General features: G+C 59.7%; 12 protein-coding genes. 7 read left to right on the top strand and 5 right to left on the bottom strand.

Going from position 1 to position 17,896, the window contains the following annotated elements:
- Positions 1-23: 23 nt before the first annotated feature.
- A complete protein-coding gene (locus CXK96_RS04195; protein WP_102835237.1) occupies positions 24-446 on the top strand; it encodes a VOC family protein in 423 nt (140 codons plus the stop codon).
- Positions 447-491: 45 nt separating this feature from the next.
- Here the strand turns inward: CXK96_RS04195 and galU are convergent, their stop codons facing one another.
- On the bottom strand, positions 492-1,331 hold the full coding sequence (gene galU, locus CXK96_RS04190) for a UTP--glucose-1-phosphate uridylyltransferase GalU (protein WP_102835236.1): 840 nt from the start codon (positions 1,329-1,331) through the stop codon (positions 492-494).
- A 639-nt stretch (positions 1,332-1,970) separates the two neighbouring features.
- On the opposite strand from galU, the gene CXK96_RS04185 reads away from it, so the two are divergent.
- The 6 genes from CXK96_RS04185 (at position 1,971) to CXK96_RS04160 (ending at position 12,559) form a co-directional block, all read left to right on the top strand.
- Positions 1,971-3,593, top strand: coding sequence for a methyl-accepting chemotaxis protein (locus CXK96_RS04185; RefSeq protein WP_102835235.1), 1,623 nt, complete (start codon positions 1,971-1,973; stop codon positions 3,591-3,593).
- A 213-nt stretch (positions 3,594-3,806) separates the two neighbouring features.
- The gene (hemN, locus tag CXK96_RS04180; protein WP_102835234.1) at positions 3,807-5,195 is read left to right on the top strand and encodes an oxygen-independent coproporphyrinogen III oxidase; all 1,389 of its coding nucleotides are present in this window, start codon (positions 3,807-3,809) and stop codon (positions 5,193-5,195) included.
- Between the two features lie 194 nt (positions 5,196-5,389).
- Positions 5,390-7,033 (top strand): VRR-NUC domain-containing protein, encoded by a 1,644-nt coding sequence (locus CXK96_RS04175; protein WP_102835233.1) that lies wholly within the window; start codon positions 5,390-5,392, stop codon positions 7,031-7,033.
- Complete coding sequence (locus tag CXK96_RS04170) at positions 7,030-9,279, top strand: ATP-dependent DNA helicase (protein WP_102835232.1); 2,250 nt, start codon at positions 7,030-7,032, stop codon at positions 9,277-9,279. The genes CXK96_RS04175 and CXK96_RS04170 overlap by 4 nt, the downstream gene beginning before the upstream one ends.
- Before the next feature lie 301 nt (positions 9,280-9,580).
- Positions 9,581-10,867 carry an OprD family porin gene (locus CXK96_RS04165; protein WP_102835231.1) on the top strand — a complete coding sequence of 429 codons (1,287 nt, stop codon included), beginning with the start codon at positions 9,581-9,583 and terminating at the stop codon, positions 10,865-10,867.
- A gap of 306 nt (positions 10,868-11,173) precedes the next feature.
- On the top strand, positions 11,174-12,559 hold the full coding sequence (locus CXK96_RS04160) for an FAD-binding oxidoreductase (protein WP_102835230.1): 1,386 nt from the start codon (positions 11,174-11,176) through the stop codon (positions 12,557-12,559).
- 81 nt (positions 12,560-12,640) lie between these two features.
- Here CXK96_RS04160 and CXK96_RS04155 read toward each other — a convergent pair whose 3' ends face one another.
- The 4 genes from CXK96_RS04155 to garD form a co-directional block, all read right to left on the bottom strand.
- Positions 12,641-13,555, bottom strand: coding sequence for an aldose 1-epimerase (locus CXK96_RS04155; RefSeq protein ID WP_102835229.1), 915 nt, complete (start codon positions 13,553-13,555; stop codon positions 12,641-12,643).
- A 190-nt stretch (positions 13,556-13,745) separates the two neighbouring features.
- A complete protein-coding gene (locus CXK96_RS04150; protein WP_102835228.1) occupies positions 13,746-14,675 on the bottom strand; it encodes a 2-hydroxyacid dehydrogenase in 930 nt (309 codons plus the stop codon).
- Between the two features lie 42 nt (positions 14,676-14,717).
- On the bottom strand, positions 14,718-16,136 hold the full coding sequence (locus CXK96_RS04145; protein WP_102835502.1) for an FAD-binding oxidoreductase: 1,419 nt from the start codon (positions 16,134-16,136) through the stop codon (positions 14,718-14,720).
- A gap of 62 nt (positions 16,137-16,198) precedes the next feature.
- Positions 16,199-17,752: a galactarate dehydratase gene (gene garD / locus CXK96_RS04140; RefSeq protein WP_102835501.1), complete on the bottom strand. Its 1,554-nt coding sequence runs from the start codon at positions 17,750-17,752 to the stop codon at positions 16,199-16,201.
- Positions 17,753-17,896: the final 144 nt, after the last annotated feature.

The following is a 17,896-nucleotide window of genomic DNA, read 5'->3' as shown; positions in this document are numbered from 1 at the left end:
TGGATTCATTGGAGGAGCATCGCATGCGCCCTACCCTCACTCATCTCGCCCTGCACGTGCCCGATCTGGACGCCTGCATTGCCTTCTATGAGCGATTCTGTGGAATGCACGTGTTTCATGAGCGCGCCGGCAAGGGATCGCGCATTGTCTGGATGGCCGAGCCAGGAAAAGAGCGTGAGTTCATTTTCGTGATCATGCCCGGCGGGCAGGACCGTGGACTGGCTGACAATGACTACAGCCATTTTGGCTTTGCCCTGTCCAGTCGCGCCGAGGTCGATGCAATTGCTGACAGGGCGCGGCAAGTTGGCTGTCTGATCTGGGAGCCCAGGGCCGAACCTTACCCCGTTGGCTATTACTGCGGTGTTCGCGACCCGGCTGGCAACTATGTCGAGTTCAGCTACGGTCAGCCCCTTGGGCCCGGCGCTGAGGAAATGCCCGTTCCCTGAAACGCACAAAGCCACCCGGAGGTGGCTTCCTGCACAGCGTTATTATTAGAACGCTTTACCGGTCAGGTAGAAGTTCTCGTAGCAGAAGTTGGTGGCCGCGATATAGCCCTCGGCACTGCCGCAGTCGAAGCGCTGACCCTTGAACTTGTACGCCAGCACGCAACCGTCCTGAGCCTGGCGCATCAGAGCGTCGGTGATCTGGATCTCGCCGCCTTTGCCTGGCTCGGTCTGTTCGATCAGGTCGAAGATATCCGGCGTCAGGATGTAGCGACCAATAATTGCCAGGTTGGACGGTGCATCCTCCGGCTTGGGCTTCTCGACCATGTGGCTGACACGGAAGATGTCGTCACGGATCATCTCGCCGGCGATCACGCCATACTTGCTGGTCTCTTCCGGCGGCACTTCCTGGATTGCAACGATCGAGCAACGGAACTGGTTGTACAGCTTGACCATCTGCGCCAGTACCGGATCACCGTGGAGGTTGATACACAGGTCATCGGCCAGGACGACAGCGAAGGGCTCGTCGCCGATCAGTGGACGGCCACTGAGGATCGCATGACCCAAACCCTTCATCTCGACCTGGCGGGTATACGAGAAGCTGCATTCATCGATGAGTTTGCGGATGCCGACCAGGTATTTTTCCTTGTCGGTGTTACGGATCTGATGTTCGAGCTCGTAGCTGATGTCGAAGTGGTCTTCCAGGGAGCGCTTGCCGCGACCGGTAACGATCGAAATTTGGCTCAGCCCAGCAGCCAGTGCCTCTTCAACCCCGTATTGAATCAGGGGCTTGTTCACTACCGGCAACATCTCCTTGGGCATGGCCTTGGTCGCAGGAAGGAAGCGCGTGCCATATCCGGCCGCAGGAAAAAGGCATTTCTTGATCATGTGAGTCCTTGAAAAGATGAGTCCAATTGATGCACTGCGCCTGGATCGGTCAGCAGCCATAACCTGCATGTCCCGCCAACGGCGACTGACTAGAGGCTACGACCGCCGAATCGCTTCGGGGTTCGAATACGGCTGGGCTAATTTCGCAATCCCCATAATCCGGACGGATGGTCATTGACACGGCCTAAGCATAGCGTGGACCGGCTCGCCGAAATTGCCAAGAGGCTTAGGGAAAAAGTTTGCCGTTGCGGCCTTCCAGCGCTCCGAGAGGACAATTGCGTGCTGAATGGACTGGTGCTGCCGAATGTTCGGACGCTCGCCGCGCGATTAGATAAGCGCTTAAGTCGCCCTTTGGCTCCTCGGTATTTCTTGATCTAAATCAACAAACCTTGAGTTTGATTTCCTTCCATCGAGAGCCATGGCTCAACGCGATTGAACAGCGACTACGATGTCGCCGGCTTTTCTGATAGCACTTTGCCTGCAGCCGGGTGGCGTCGAGAAACCTTGTAAAGAGAAGGGATGTCCGGCCGATAAGTCAGGCAGATAGAGCGGCCAAGCCCTGAACCGGACGCCCGCTGTGGTCCGCCGCGTCCTCGTGAAGGTTTCGTTTTCGTGTAGCAGCAGTACCTAAGGAACAGGATGAACAGTACCTCTCCAGCTCGGCAAATGTCCGTTCAAACAAAAATCAACCTGGCCCTGTTGGTGGTGTTCGCCCTGGTCCTGGCAGCCTCCCTGTTCTATTCGGCGGGTTCAGAGAAGCAGCTGATACTGCATGTTGTCGAACAGCAGACCAAGGATACGGCTGACTCCTATTTCGACAGTATCAATACCATGATGCTGACCGGCACCATGGGCCAGCGAGAAGTGCTGCGTAACAAGATTCTTGCCCGGCCGGGAGTGATCGACGCACGCATCATCCGCGGCGAGCCAGTGGCCAAGGTCTTCGGCCCCGGATTCGAGCATCAGGCCCCCAAGGACGAGCTGGACAAACGTGCGCTTGCTGGCGACGCCACCGTGGAAGTGAGCGAGGGCCTGAATGGCCGTGTACTGACGGTGATCAATCCGATCCACGCGCAACAGGATTACCGCGGCACCAATTGCCTGACCTGCCACCAGGTCCCACAGGACACCGTGATGGGCGCGGTCCGTATTAGCTACGACCTGTCCGCACTGGACGGCGAGGTGCATCGCAACATTCTGACTTCAGCCGTGATCCAGGCGCTGTTGCTACTGGCGGGTATGGTCGTCATGGGCTACATCATTCGCCGGGTGATCATCAGCCGTATCAACGACATGCGTCACACCATGGAGGCGATGACAGAGGACGAGGACCTCAGCCGTACTGTGGCTGTCCACGCCCAAGATGAAGTCGGCGCCATGGGCACTGCGTTCAACCGCATGATCTTCAAATTCCGCAGCAGTCTGGAAGCGGTGGCCGCCGTGACCCACCAGCTGGGTGAGGTATCGAATCGAGTGTCGAGCGTTGCAGAAAAGACCCAGACCGCAGTCATGGAGCAGCGTAGTGAAACCGACATGGTCGCCTCGGCCATGAATGAAATGAGCGCGACCGTTCAGGAAGTGGCTCGGCATGCTAACGAGACAGCATCGGCCTCGAGCGGCGCCGATGATGAATCGCGCGTTGGCGTCAACCTCGCAACCGAGGCACTGGACGGCATCGAGGTGTTGATTCAGGACATCGAAAAAGCGGCGCATGTGATCAAACAGGTCGAAACTGACAGTATCAGCATTGGCATGGTGCTGAACGTCATCAACGGTATTGCCGAGCAGACCAACCTTCTTGCACTGAATGCTGCCATCGAGGCCGCTCGCGCCGGAGAACAGGGTCGCGGCTTCGCAGTGGTGGCCGATGAGGTTCGCACCCTGGCCTCGCGCACGCAGAAGTCGACCGAAGAAATCCAGCGCACTATCGAGCAACTGCAAACGGGAGTCCGTAATGCCGTGCAGGCGATGGAAGGCGCCCAGGTTCGCGCACAAACCGGTTCGGACTGCGTAGCCAAGACCGCTCAGAGCCTCACCGTGATCGCGGGCGAAGTGAATACCATCAACGGCATGAACACCCAGATTGCCACGGCGGCCGAAGAGCAGAGCGCGGTTGCCGAAGAGATCAACCGCAACATCACCACTATCAGTACGATTGCTGACACTACCTTGGCCGATGCGTCTCAAACCTCACAGATCAGTGAAGAACTGGTGCAGCTGGCGGCCGAGCTGAATCGTCTGGTTAGCCAGTTCCGGCTGTAATCACGAATGGCAGCTGCCGCGCATGCGGCAGCTTGGCCTACTATTAATGTGACGACCGCTCGGCGTCCGGGCGTCCGGCCTGACCGGTTCTTGATCTGGGACAGGCCCACTCCGACTGGGGAAACGCGATAATTCGCGCCAAGATGTCGCAGGCTGCCGACGGCCCTGCCCGGCCCAGCCACTCACAATCATGCAATCAAGGTGAAACTCTACATGGACCAAACGCCGAGCTTTAACCGCGCCCTGGTCGAGAAATATGACCGTCCCGGTCCTCGCTATACCTCCTACCCTACTGCCCCGCAGTTTCATCAGGCCTTTGCCATAGATGATTACCGCAGCGCTGCGCAGGAAACCAACGAGGCCCCGACGCCCAAGCCGCTGTCGGTGTACATCCATATCCCGTTCTGCAAAAGCCTTTGCTACTACTGCGCCTGCAACAAGATCATTACTCACAAGACCGATCGCGCCGTCGAGTACCTCGATTACCTCAAGCGCGAGATCAGGATGCAGGCCGCGCTCTTCGACCGCTCGCGGAAGCTGACTCAACTGCACCTCGGCGGCGGCACCCCAACCTATCTCACCAGTGAACAGCTGGCTGATCTCATGGCGACGCTGCACGACGCGTTCAACATGGACGACAGTGACAATCACGAGTTTTCGCTGGAAGTCGATCCACGTACCGTGACCCCGGCTCAGATCCATCAGCTACGCGAGCTTGGCTTCAATCGCTTGAGCTTCGGCGTACAGGATTTCGACGAGCAGGTGCAGATTGCAGTCAACCGCATCCAGACTGAAGAGCAGACCCGAGAGCTCGTCCAGGCTGCGCGTGACGCCCGATTCAAGTCGATCAGCGTCGACCTCATCTACGGCCTGCCGCTGCAGACCGTTGAAAGCTTCGGCGTGACGTTGGACAAGATCATCGACATCCGCCCGGATCGAATTGCGGCTTACAGCTATGCGCATCTGCCGGATCTGGTCCGGGCGCAAAAGCTGATTCGCCCGGAAGACATGCCGCCGCCCGAGCGAAAGCTCGAACTGCTGGAGCTGACCATCCGGCGGCTCACTGAGGCGGGCTACGTCTATATCGGCATGGATCACTTCTCCCTGCCGGACGACGAACTCACCCTCGCGCGTGCCAATGGCACGCTTCAGCGAAACTTTCAGGGCTACTCGACCCATGCCGATTGTGACCTGATCGGCCTCGGTATCTCATCCATCGGTAAAGTCGGCAACAGTTACAGCCAGAACGTAAAGGAGTTATCGCAGTATTACGCTCGGCTCAACGACGGTATGTTGCCGGTGCACCGCGGCTATCAGCTCAGCGAAGACGATCGCTTGCGTCGCGACGTGATCGTTTCATTGATGTGCCATGGCCGCATCGATTACGCCGAAATCGAACAGCGCTACGGCATCGACTTCCAGGATTATTTCGCCGACTCGCTGGCCAAGCTGGACGAACATGTCGCCGACGGGCTGGTGGAAATCAATGACGATGCCCTGGTTCTGTTGCCTCAGGGGCAGTTGATGTTGCGCAACGTCGCCATGGCGTTCGACGCCTATTTGGGCGGCGAGCAACGGGGCCGTTTTTCCCGCACGGTCTGATCCTCATTGCGCTTAACCCACCCGGCCAAGGCTCGGGTGGGTTGAGCGCCAAGCCTTACTCTATAGCTCTCCAAGCCCCGCCGGTGCAGAGGTCGTCGCCACTGATCGTCCAGGCATTGCCAAAACCATTGGTAACTGTATAAATACACAGCCTTGTGGGCGCCATGCCCATGCTCGACCGAACCGGACGTTCGATGCGCCAGGCGCTGGAAAACCCCTTCTATTACCTCGACAACTTTCGCCAAGTGCTCGCCTGGGTTGGTGAGCGCCACGGTGATCTGCTGCACGATCACGAGCGCGCCTTTCTCGACCATTTTCATCAGGTTCCGCAGGCCGCGCAGGCATTGCTGGTGCGCATGGTCATGCGCAAAGGCACGTTGTTTCGCGCAAGCAAGCTGCACTACGCGGAGATTGGTTGCCCAATGCAGGCATCCGTTGCGCTTATCGAACACGGCTGGATCGAGATCAACCCGATGCTGGATCTGGCGCAGCTGTTTGGTCTGCTGAAAAAAGACGAACTGCTTCGCGTTTATGGCGGTGCCGCAAACTGCGGCCGGCGCAAGAGTGATTTACTCCAGGCCATGCTGGACGAAGCGCCCCAGCCAAAGCCGTTTGCCAGCTGGTGTGAGGGGCTTGAGGACGCGGCGTTCGCACTGACGATTGGCGATCTGGGCGACCGCTTGCGGCTGATGTTCTTCGGCAACATCCATCAAGACTGGTCCGAGTTCGTGCTCGCCGATCTAGGCATTTTTCGCTACGAGCAGGTTGCGTTCTCCCCGGCTTCCCGCGCCTTCCATGCGCGCGCTGATGTGGATGCCTACCTGCACCTGCATCACTGTCGTGAACGCTTCGAGGCAGGAGAAGCGGTAGAAGCGGTGCTATCCGATATCCCGTCGACGCCGTACGCCAATGAATGGCTGGAAAATCGCCGCGGCAAACTGATACTGAGCATCGCCAGGCAATGCGAGCGCAACGGTGATCTGCCCTTGGCGCTGCGCCTGCATGCAGCCAACAGCTATCCCGGCGCACGCGAGCGTGCAATCCGGGTGTTGGAGCGTTGCGACCAGCCAGAGGCCGCCATGCAGCTGGCCCTGATGGCGCAGGCCAAGCCTGAAAGTGAGCATGAAGCCCAGCAACTGCAGCGTATTCTGCCGCGCCTGCTACGCGCGCTGGGCAAGCCGGCCGCGCGTCAGGTGCGCGCGGCGCAGCCAGAACGCATAGACCTGAGCCTGCCCAGGCCCGACGGCATGAGCGTCGAGCAGGCCGTACGCGCGCACCTCGGTCGCAGCGATGCGCCGGTTTACTACGTTGAAAACGCGCTGATCAATTCGCTGCTTGGTCTGCTCTGTTGGGACGCTATTTTCGCGCCTTTGCCCGGCGCGTTCTTTCACCCGTTTCACGCCGGCCCGGCTGATCTGACGCGCCCTGATTTCCATGCTCGTCGTGCCGGCTTGTTCGACGAGTGTCTGAGCAAGCTCGGCACTGACGAATACCGTGTCTGCATTCGTCGCACGTTTCGAGAGAAGTTTGGCCTGCAGTCGCATTTCGTCAGCTGGGGGCTGTTCGACGAGGCATTGCTGGAGCTGGCACTCGCCTGTATCCCAGCCGAGCATCTGCGCGCATTTTTTCAGCGCATCCTTGAGGATGTGCCCAACCATCGCAGCGGCTTGCCGGACCTCATCCAGCTGTGGCCCGGCGAGCAGCGTTATCGAATGATCGAAGTGAAGGGCCCTGGCGACCGCTTGCAGGACAATCAGAAGCGCTGGATCGAATTTGCGCTGAGGCAGCAGATTCCGCTCGCTGTTTGCTACGTGCAGTGGTCGGAGGCTGCGCCTTGAGTTATCGGGTCGCGGTGCGAGCCCTGTGCGAGTTCACCGCCAAGCAGGGTGACCTGGATCTGCGCTTCACGCCCTCGCCTACCGCGCTGGAAGGTATCGCCGGTCACGCCACGGTCACCGCGCGGCGTGGCGATGGGTACGAACGGGAGGTCACGCTTGAAGGCACCTACCGCAATCTATACGTGCGCGGCCGCGCCGATGGCTACGACCCAACGAAGAATCAGCTGGAAGAAATCAAAACCTACCGAGGCGACCTTGCCCGGCAACCGGACAACCACCGCCACCTGCACTGGGCGCAAGCCAAGGTTTATGGTTGGTTGCTCTGCCAGATGCGCTCGCTGCAGTCACTGGACATCGCATTGGTGTATTTCGATGTGGTCAGCCAGAAGGAAACCCTGCTGATCGAAACCTGCAGCGCTGAAGATCTGCAGGCGTTTTTCGAAACCCAGTGTCAACGCCTCATTGTCTGGGCAGAACAGGAGCTGGTCCATCGAGCCGAGCGTGACCAGGCATTACGGCTTCTGACATTCCCCTACGGTGAGTTTCGTAGCGGCCAGCGACAGCTCGCCGAAGCGGTGTACAAGGCTGCCTGCACCGGTACCCACCTGATGGCGCAGGCGCCAACCGGTATTGGCAAAACGCTCGCAACCTTGTTTCCGCAACTGAAAGCAGTCCCCGGTCAGCAGCTCGACAAGCTGTTTTTTCTCACCGCGAAAACCTCCGGTCGGCAGTTGGCACTGGACGCACTTGCCAGCCTGAAGGCCTCGTCGCCGTTGCGCGTGCTGGAACTGATCGCACGGGACAAAGCCTGCGAGCATCCGGACAAAGCCTGTCATGGCGAATCATGCCCGCTTGCGCGTGGCTTTTATGATCGCCTTCCCGCTGCGCGCGCCGAGGCCATAAGACGACCGTTTCTCGATCAGTCGACGCTGCGCGAGGTGGCCGTGGCCCATCAGGTCTGCCCCTATTACCTCAGTCAGGAAATGGCTCGCTGGGCCGATGTGGTCGTTGGCGACTACAACTATTACTTCGATCTGAGCGCCCTGCTCTACAGTCTGACGCTGGTCAATCAGTGGCGCATCGGGTTGCTAGTGGACGAGGCCCACAACCTGCTGGAACGCGCCAGGGCGATGTACAGCGCCGAGTTGGACATTCGCAGTTTCAAAGGCTTACGGAAGATACTTCCGGCAGCACTTAAGAGGCCAGTCGAGCGTGTGCTGCGCTGCTGGGGTGATGTGCACCGTTTGCAAACCCTCAGCTATCAGGCCCAGCCGGAATTGCCACACAAGCTTCTTGGCGCGCTGCAACAGGCGGTCAGCGCAATCACCGAGCATCTCGCGGAAAACCCCGCAGGTCTCGATCCGGCGCTGCAGTCGGTGTACTTCGATGCGATGCATTTCTGCCGGCTCGCTGAGCTGTTCGGAGATCACTCGCTGTTCGACTGCACGCTGCTCCCGACACGGAGTGAGGCACGCGTGTCTGTGCTCTGTTTACGCAACGTGCTACCTGCGCCGTTTCTGAAGGCGCGCCTACTCGAAGCGCGCTCATGCGTGCTGTTTTCAGCCACCCTCAGCCCGCCGCGTTTCTACGCCGACACGCTCGGCCTGCCGCTCAACCACGTATGGCTCGATGTGGACTCTCCGTTCCAGTCCGAACAGTTGCAGGTGCGTCTGGCTCGGCACATTTCGACCCGCTATCACGACCGTTACGCTTCACTTCAGCCGATTGTCGATTTGCTCGTCGAGCAATTTCGGGAACGTCCTGGCAACTACCTGGCGTTCTTCAGCAGCTTTGACTACTTGCAGCAGGTGACCAACCTGCTCGCTGCGCAGCATCCGCAGCTGCCCTATTGGGAACAGACGCGGAGCATGCATGAAGAGGCGCGCCATGCCTTTCTTGCACGTTTTACGGATGAAAGTTGCGGTATTGGCTTCGCCGTACTGGGTGGTGCTTTTTCCGAGGGTATCGACCTGCCAGGTCGGCGTCTGATCGGCGCTTTCGTCGCTACGTTGGGACTGCCACAGGTCAACCCCGTCAATGAGCAAATGAAAGCGCGGATGGATCAGCTGTTCGGCGCGGGCTATGACTACACCTACCTCTACCCTGGGCTGCAAAAGGTTGTGCAGGCCGCCGGCCGAGTTATTCGCACCACCGAAGACGTCGGCGTTGTTCACTTGATCGACGACCGCTTCGCCAGGCAAGACATCAGACGACTCCTGCCGGTTTGGTGGGCTTCTGCCGAATAGGTAGAGTCGCTTCGAGGTCATCGTATCTCCACCCCTCGACAAGCCAATATCAACTGGCTGCTCTTCGACTTCTAAAGCCTGCCAAATAGAGCATTAGACCAAAGTCTGAGCTCTCACAATTCTTTACAAATTGAATTGACAAGTCACACTCCGCAGCCATAATCCGATCTGTCGTACGACAACTGATATCAGGTCTTTTGCGCCGACAGCGTCGCTTTGAACAGCGGTCGCGCTTTATCCCGCCTCGTCTTTGACACCTGTCGCACTGGGCGGACTACTTAAAAAAGGGAGCACAACAACAATGACCCCACGCAATTCTTTGTCTGCCGCCGTCTTCGCAGGCACTCTGTCGCTGGCGCTCGGCATTCCTGCCGCCGCCTACGCTGCGGACGGTTTTGTCGAAGGCAGCAAGGTCACGCTCAACGCTCGTAACTTCTACATCAACCGTAATTTCGTAGACCCGGCCTACAACGGCGGCCAGAACAAGGCTGAGGAGTGGACCCAGAGTTTCATTCTCAATGCTCAGTCCGGCTACACCCCTGGCCCGATAGGTTTTGGCGTTGATGTGCTGGCCGGTTTGGCAGTCAAGCTCGACGGCGGTTCCGGCACCTACGGAACTGGCCTGCTCCCGACTCACGGCACTGGTGCTGAACGCCACCCAGCGGATGACTTCGGTCGGATAGCCGTGGCTGCCAAAGCCAAAATGTCGGAAACCGAACTGCGTGTCGGTGAGTGGCAGGTTGTTGTGCCCGTGCTCCGTGCGGATGACGGCCGCTCGCTGCCACAAACCTTCCAAGGTGGCATGATCTCGTCGAGAGAGATCAGCAACCTGTCACTGTTCGGTGGTCAGATGCGCCAGAACAGCACCCGTGACGATGCCAGCATGGAAGATATGTCGTACAAGGACGGACTGAACGGCATTACTGCCACTTCAGACCGCTTCAATTTCATCGGTGGTGAATACACCTTCAATGAAAAGACCAAGGTTGGTCTGTGGCATGCCCGTCTCGAGGACATCTACCAGCAGAGCTATGCGCAGGTGCTACATGTCCAGCCGCTGGGTGAAAATCTGGCCCTAACCGCGAACCTGGGCTACTTCACCGGCAAGGATGAGGGCAGCGCCCTGGCTGGCGATCTGGACAACAAGACCTATTCCGGTCTGTTTGGCCTGCAAGCCGGTGCCAACACCTTCTACATCGGTTTGCAAAAAGTCAGCGGTAATCAGTGGATGCGCGTTAACGGTACCGGCGGTGCATCGGTAGCTAACGACAGCTTCAACTCCGCCTATGACGCGGCCGATGAGCGCTCCTGGCAGATTCGCCACGACTACAACTTCGCTGGCGTCGGTATCCCTGGCCTGGTCCTGATGAACCGCTATATCAGCGGCGACAACATCACCACAGCAAGCGGTGACGAAGGCTCGGAATGGGGTCGCGAATCCGAGCTGGCTTATACCGTACAAAGCGGCGCTTTGAAGAACCTGAACATCAAGTGGCGTAACTCCAGCATGCGTCGTGACAGCTCGTTCAGCCGTAACGAGTTTGACGAGAACCGTCTGATCTTCAACTACCCGATCTCGATCTTGTAAGCGTCACCACCACGCTGGACGCAACACTCCTCGCTCCTGTTGCGGAAACTTTAGCCCGTCCTAGTGACGGGCTTTTTTTTGCCACTGTAGGGCTTAGCAGAGCGAGAAAGCCCATCCCACGCACCGAAACCTTTCAATCAGCCGGGCACTATTGACTTGAGTGCCTATACTGTGCATATCCGCTGACGAATGCCGAGTTGTGGGGTGCTGTGAGGCATCGACTATCGCCAGAAGGTCGTAGTCTCCCCCTTCACAGCCGTGGGCAGGCCTTGTGCGTGCCTTCCGGCATACTCAACGGTGATCGTTATGAATCAGCTTTCACACACCGCGACAGACGCATTTCACACGGCTTTTGCGGGCACGCTCGTTTTTCCCGAAGATCCCCAATACAACGAAGTGCGCCAGATCTGGAACGGCATGATCGACCGCCGTCCTTCGCTGATTGCCCGCTGCGGTTCTGCTGACGACGTGGTTCGGTCTTTGGACTTCGTTCGCCAACACGACCTGCCTTTCTCTATCCGCGGCGGCGGACACAATATTGCTGGGAATGCAGTCTGTGACGGCGGCCTGATGATCGATCTCTCGCTTATGAAAGACGTGACTATCGATCCGGAACAACGTCGAGGCTATGTCGAGCCGGGCTGCACGCTGGCTGACTTCGATGCGGCTGCGCAAGCACACGGCCTGGCCACGCCTCTGGGCATAAACTCCACCACGGGCGTGGCCGGGCTGACCCTTGGCGGCGGCTTTGGTTGGCTCAGCCGAAAGTACGGCATGACCGTAGACAGCCTGCTGGGGGCGGATGTAATAGTCGCCGATGGTTGTCAGCTGCACGCCAGTGAGTCGGAAAACTCGGATCTGTTCTGGGGGCTTCGCGGCGGCGGCGGGAATTTCGGCATCGTCACCCGTTTCGAATTTCGGCTGCACCCGGTAGGGCCTGACGTGTTGTGCGGCCTCATCGTCTTTCCGTTTGAACAGGCGAAATCCGTTATCACCCAGTTCGCTCGTTTCACCGAAACGATGCCGGACGAGCTCAACGTCTGGATGGTTGCCCGCAAGGCGCCGCCGTTGCCGTTCCTGGCCGAAGAGGTCCACGGCAAAGAAATCGTTGTGCTGGCCGTTTGTTACGCAGGCGACCCCGATGAGGGCATGAAACATGTGGAGGCACTGAGGCAGTTCGGTTCCGCCTACGGTGAGCACATCGGCGTGCAGCCGTATGTCGATTGGCAGCAGGTCTTCGATCCGCTATTGACGCCGGGCTCCCGGAACTACTGGAAATCCCACAATTTCTCAGAGCTCGAGGAGGGGTTGATCGATACCGTCATCGAATACGCCAATGCACTGCCCTCACCGCAATGCGAGATATTCGTCGCTACGATAGGTGGCGAAACAGGACGAACCAAGCCTGACGCCATGGCTTACTCGAGTCGTGACGCCAACTATGTGATGAATGTGCATGTCCGCTGGGAAACGGCGGATGAGGATGCTCGTTGCATTGCCTGGGCGCGGGAGTTTTTTGACCGTACGCAGTCGTTTGCCAGTGGTGGCGCTTACGTGAACTTCCTGACCAGTGATGAAGCTGAGCGCACCGCCTTCGCTTATGGCACGAGCTACCAGCGACTGGTGGATCTGAAAAGGAAGTTCGACCCGACAAATCTCTTCCGCATCAACCAAAACATCAGCCCGGCATGACCGAACGCGAGCGCTCTTGAATGGGCGCTCGCACCTCTCGGCCGCCCTGCGACTTTGAGCTATCAACACCTGGGTGAGACGCTACTGGAGCGTACGAGCCATACGCTGAATCTGCAGTTTGCAACTGACCTGCATTGTTTCGCCGGGCTGCAGCACCTGTATTCCGTTTGCGTCCGGATCGTCCATGCAAAGGGCATTGTTGGCATGAGAAACCGGCTCGACCGCAAAAAATCCCATTTCTGCCGGTGGCGTGAACACGACCAGATGATCGAGTGACTCGCTGGCGTGCATGGTCAGCGCTACCCCTTCGTTCGGCCAGCGGATGGTTACTGGCTTGGTGCGGCCTACGAAACAGTTGTCCAGGCCGGGTTGCTGAAGTGATTGCTCGGATGAAAAGTCCCATTCAGCAGGGATCGGCGCCTTCTTGAACGGCAGGTTTTGAGCGTCGTTCTGCCAGACATCCTGCGCTTCGAATTGCAGCTGGCATGCGTCATGACGCAGGAAATACGGGTGCCAGCCAAGTCCGGCGGGCATCGAGCGGCTGTCGCTGTTGCGCAACCGCAGTTGGAGTGCAACGCCGGTATCGTCGAGCTTGATCTCGTGTTCCACCTCGAAAGCGAACGGCCAGTCACGCACGCCATCCCCCTCCGGCTGATGCGTAAAGGTCAGGCGAAGACTGGTCGAGGTTTGCTCGGTCAGGCTCCAGGCGCGCTTCCAGGCGACTCCATGAATCGGCAACGGGTGTTCGGCAGACAGGTTGCGCAACGGATAACGTGTTCCCTCATGTATGAACCCGCCATCGCCGACGCGATTGGAAAAGGGTGCAAGGACAAAGCAGCCGGTACGTCGAACGCTGTTGGAGCCGTCCCAAGGTCGTAGCAAATCGATGCCATCGACGCTCAATCGCGTGATTGCCCCGCCCAATGCTGGGCAAACCGACAGTCGCAGCGATTCATGCTGAAGCTCGACCTCGGTCAGAGAGCTAAGGTCAGCCATGCGCCGTCTCCTATGAAAGCCGTATCGCTCGAGGATTTGAATTTGAATGGCGCCTAGCACCTGCGGGCTTGTGGCTCGCGGCGTTGGGCGCCCAGGGGATGTCACTCTGTAGTTATCTGACCGAGGCTTTTGGCCTGGGCCGCCGGCGACCGAGGCCGCCTACTCATCTGAAACGCACGGGTATGTGTGCTCAGACAGCCGTCAGCACCTCGCCGCGCTCGAGAAACGCGCGCAGATTGGCGAACAGCAACTCTTCCATGGCCAGCCGGGTTTCCTCGGTAGCGCTGCCAATGTGCGGCAGCAGAACGACGTTGGGCATGTCAATCAGGGCTTGTGGCACCTTGGGCTCGTGGGCGTACACATCGAGACCCGCGCCGCCCAGCCGTCCTTCGGTCAGCGCGTCGACCAGGGCGGGCTCGTCGACCACGGAGCCGCGCGAAACGTTGATCAAAATACCTTTCGAGCCAAGCGCATCGAGCACACTTCGATTGATCAGGTGGCGGGTACTCTCACCGCCCGGACAGGTCAGAACGAGAAAATCGCTCCACGTCGCCAACTCGACCAGGTCTGATTCGTAGCCATAGCCGCTGCCTTCGACCGGGCGGCGATTGTGGTAGCGCACCTCCATGTCGAAGCCGCTGGAGCGCTTGGCGACCGTTTCTCCGATTCGCCCGAGGCCGACAATGCCGAGTCGCTTCCCGCTCACTTGCGTCGCCAACGGCAAGCCGCCGGAGAGCCACTTGCCTGCACGTACGAAGCGGTCCGCGCGCGACATCTGTCTTGCGGTGTCGATAACCAAGCCGAAGGCCAGATCCGCTACACAATCGTTGAGCACGTCCGGAGTGTTGCTCACCAGGATGTCTCGCGCCCGTGCAGCGGCCACATCAATGGCGTCATAGCCGACGCCGAAACTGATGATCGCTCGCAGGTTGGGTAGTTGTTCGATCAGCGCGGCTGTGCAGCCGAACCGACCTGACGTCACCACGACATCGATGCGTTGGGCATGCTGGGCAACCAACGCATCGGCCCCCTCCTCCCAGAAACGCAGCACTTCATGCTCCGCAGCCAGGCCACAATTGAAGCGTTCAGTCAGCGGGCCGATTTGAAGTATGCAGGTCACGGGATCACCTCGAATGGGTTGATGAATGGGTGATGAGCGTGCTCAGAGCACCTTGCCCGGGTTCATCAGGCCGTTGGGATCAAGTGTTGTCTTGATGGCACGCATCAGTTCGAGTTCCAGCGGCTCCTTGTACAACCGCGCGGCGGCGCGCTTGGCCTGGCCCAATCCATGCTCCGCGCTGATGCTGCCCTGAAATCCGGCGGTGGCCTCGTAGATGACGTGCATGATCGCCTCTTGCTGTGCCTTGAAACTCGCATCGTCAGAACCGACCGGCTTGCTGATGTTGTAGTGCAGATTTCCGTCGCCAACATGCCCGTAGGCGACGATGCGCACGCCGGGAAACCGCTCAAGCAAGCGCTGATCGGCTGACTGGATGAACGCCGGAATGCAGCTCACCGGCACGCTGATGTCGTGCTTGAGGCTAGGGCCTTCGTGGTTCTGGGCTTCGGAAATACCTTCGCGCAGCGCCCAGAGCGCCGCGACCTGCGCTTCGCTGCTGGCGACGACTGCGTCGCTCACCTGCCCATGCTCCAGGGCTTCGCCTATCCCGAGTTCAAGAAGGTCATTGAGCGGCGCGTCAGGTTGGGTATCGCTCAACTCGATCAGCACATTCCAGGGGTGCGCCGCGACAAAGGGATCGCTGCAGCTGGCGACGTGACTGAGCACGAACTCAACGCTCTGTCGCGACATCAACTCGAACCCCGTCAGCCGATCTCCACAAAGGCCTCGGATGATGCCGATCAATTGAACCGCCGCTTCCGCGCTGGGCAATGCGACCCAGGCGGTCGTCACGCTGCGCACGGCTGGATACAACTTCAGCACCGCCGCGGTAATGACGCCAAGCGTGCCTTCCGAACCGATGAACAGGTGTTTGAGGTCATAGCCTGTGTTGTCCTTGCGCAGACCGCGCAAGCCATTCCAGATCTGCCCGTCGGGGAGTACCACTTCCAGTCCCAGGGCAAGGTCACGCATGTTGCCGTAACGCAGCACGGCAGTGCCGCCGGCGTTGGTGGCGAGGTTGCCGCCAATCGTGCAGCTGCCCTCCGCGCCGAGGGACAGCGGGAATAACCGCCCAGCGTCGGCGGCGGCCTGCTGGACCCTCTGCAGAATCACCCCCGCCTCGACCGTAATGGTCTCGTTCGCTGCATCGACTTCGCGGATACGGTTCATGCGCGTCAGGGATAGCACAACCTGTTTGCCGCTGGCGTCCGGGATCGAGCCGCCGCACAAGCCGGTATTGCCGCCCTGCGGAACCAGTGTCACTTGGTACTGGTTGCAGAGCCGTACCACGGAGGCGACCTCTTCGGTGCTGGCCGGGCGAACTATCAGAGCAGCTTCACCACGGTAAGCGTTGCGCCAGTCGCTCAGATAGCTGTGCATGCGCTCGGCATCACGAATGATGCCGAGCTCACCGACGACGCTTTCAACGGCGCGGATGAATTCGTCCGGCAGCTTGCTCATCTCGATCTCCGCAGTTGACCACTCGATGCAGCGCATCGCGCGGATGCGCTTTTGCGCCGTGGTCAGGTGATGGGCGCTGGATTGAACAGCACGATGTCGTTGTGCAGCCGGTGTTGTTCAGCCCAGGTCTTCTTGCGACCGCTGGCGACATCCAGGTAGTAGTGAAACAGCTCCCAGCCGAGCTCTTCGAGGGTGGCGCGGCCGCTGGCGATGCGCCCTGCGTCGATGTCGATCAGATCCGGCCAGCGTTCGGCCAGCTCGGTACGGGTCGCCACCTTGACTACCGGCGCCATGGCCAGGCCGTATGGCGTGCCGCGGCCGGTAGTGAACACGTGCAGGTTCATACCAGCTGCCAACTGGAGCGTGCCGCAAACAAAATCGCTGGCCGGCGTCGCGCAGAAGATTAGCCCCTTGCGATCAACCCGCTCGCCGGGACCGACCACGCCATTGATGGCGCCGCTGCCTGATTTGACGATCGAGCCCAGCGACTTCTCGACGATATTCGACAGCCCACCTTTCTTGTTACCCGGCGTGGTATTGGCGCTGCGGTCGGCGGCACCGCGCTCCAGGTACTGGTCGTACCAGTCCATCTCGGCGATCAGCGCGTCGGCGACTTCAGTCGACTCGGCACGGGCGGTGAGCATGTACACCGCGTCGCGCACCTCGGTGTTCTCGGAGAACATCACGGTGGCGCCGGCGCGAACCAGCAAGTCCGAGGCATAACCCAGCGCCGGATTGGCGGTGATGCCCGAAAAGGCATCGCTGCCGCCGCACTGCATGCCCAGCACCAGTTCGGACGCCGGCACCGTCTCGCGGCGGCGCTGATCGAGCTTCTTCAACCGCGTTTCGGCCAGGGCCATGATCTGCTCGATCATTTCGCCGAAGCCGGTGTTGGATTCCTGCAGGCGATAGAGCCAGGGGTCGCGCAGATCCACCGAGGGATCGCCCTCGTGCATCACCTGCTCGGCTTGGAGCTTTTCGCAGCCGAGACTGATCACCAGCGCCTCGCCGCCCAGGTTCGGGTTGCGCGCCAGGTTGCGCACGGTGCGGATCGGGATGTAGGCGTCGCGCGCGTTGATGGCCACCCCACAGCCGTAGCTGTGAGTCAGCGCGACCACGTCGTCGACGTTGGGGTATTTGGGCAGCAGCTCGTCACGGATGCGCTTGACTGCATGCTCCAGCACGCCGGTCACGCACTGCACGGTCGTGCTGATGCCGAGGATGTTGCGAGTGCCCACGGTGCCATCGGCGTTGCGATAGCCCTCAAAGGTGTAGCCCTCCAGCGGCTCGAGCTTGTCCGGCACGGCGTTTGCGCGCGGCAGGCTGTCGAGCGGCGGCGCGCTGGGCATCTTCAGCTGGGTTTCCTTGATCCAGGAGCCTTGGCGCAGTGGCTCGAGCGCGTAGCCAATGATCTGGCCATAACGGCGTACCGGCTCGCCTTCCGGGATATCGACCAGCGCGACCTTATGACTCTGGGGCACATTTTCGACTGTCACCAGGCCGTCCTCGAACCGGGCACCTGTCGGTACACCACCATCGTTGACCACTACGGCCACGTTGTCCGCCTCGTTGAGGCGAATGTAACGTGGCGAATCCTGATGCTGAATCAATTCCACGGCGTCGTTCATCTCGGTCTCCGGTCAGGCCGGTTGTTGTTCTGGTCTGGTTGCGCAGCGCGGCAAGGTGGTTTCAGCCCACCAAGGTAGATGTTCAGGCTGCAAGCGGTGGGCTGAAGCCCACCCTACTCGCCTGCGCAGCCG

The sequence above is a fragment of the Stutzerimonas stutzeri genome (assembly GCF_002890895.1).
GTDB classification, from domain to species: Bacteria; Pseudomonadota; Gammaproteobacteria; order Pseudomonadales; family Pseudomonadaceae; genus Stutzerimonas; species Stutzerimonas stutzeri_AB.
The sequence above is the reverse complement of the archived record's forward strand: the minus strand, read 5'-3'. Positions and strand labels throughout refer to the sequence as shown.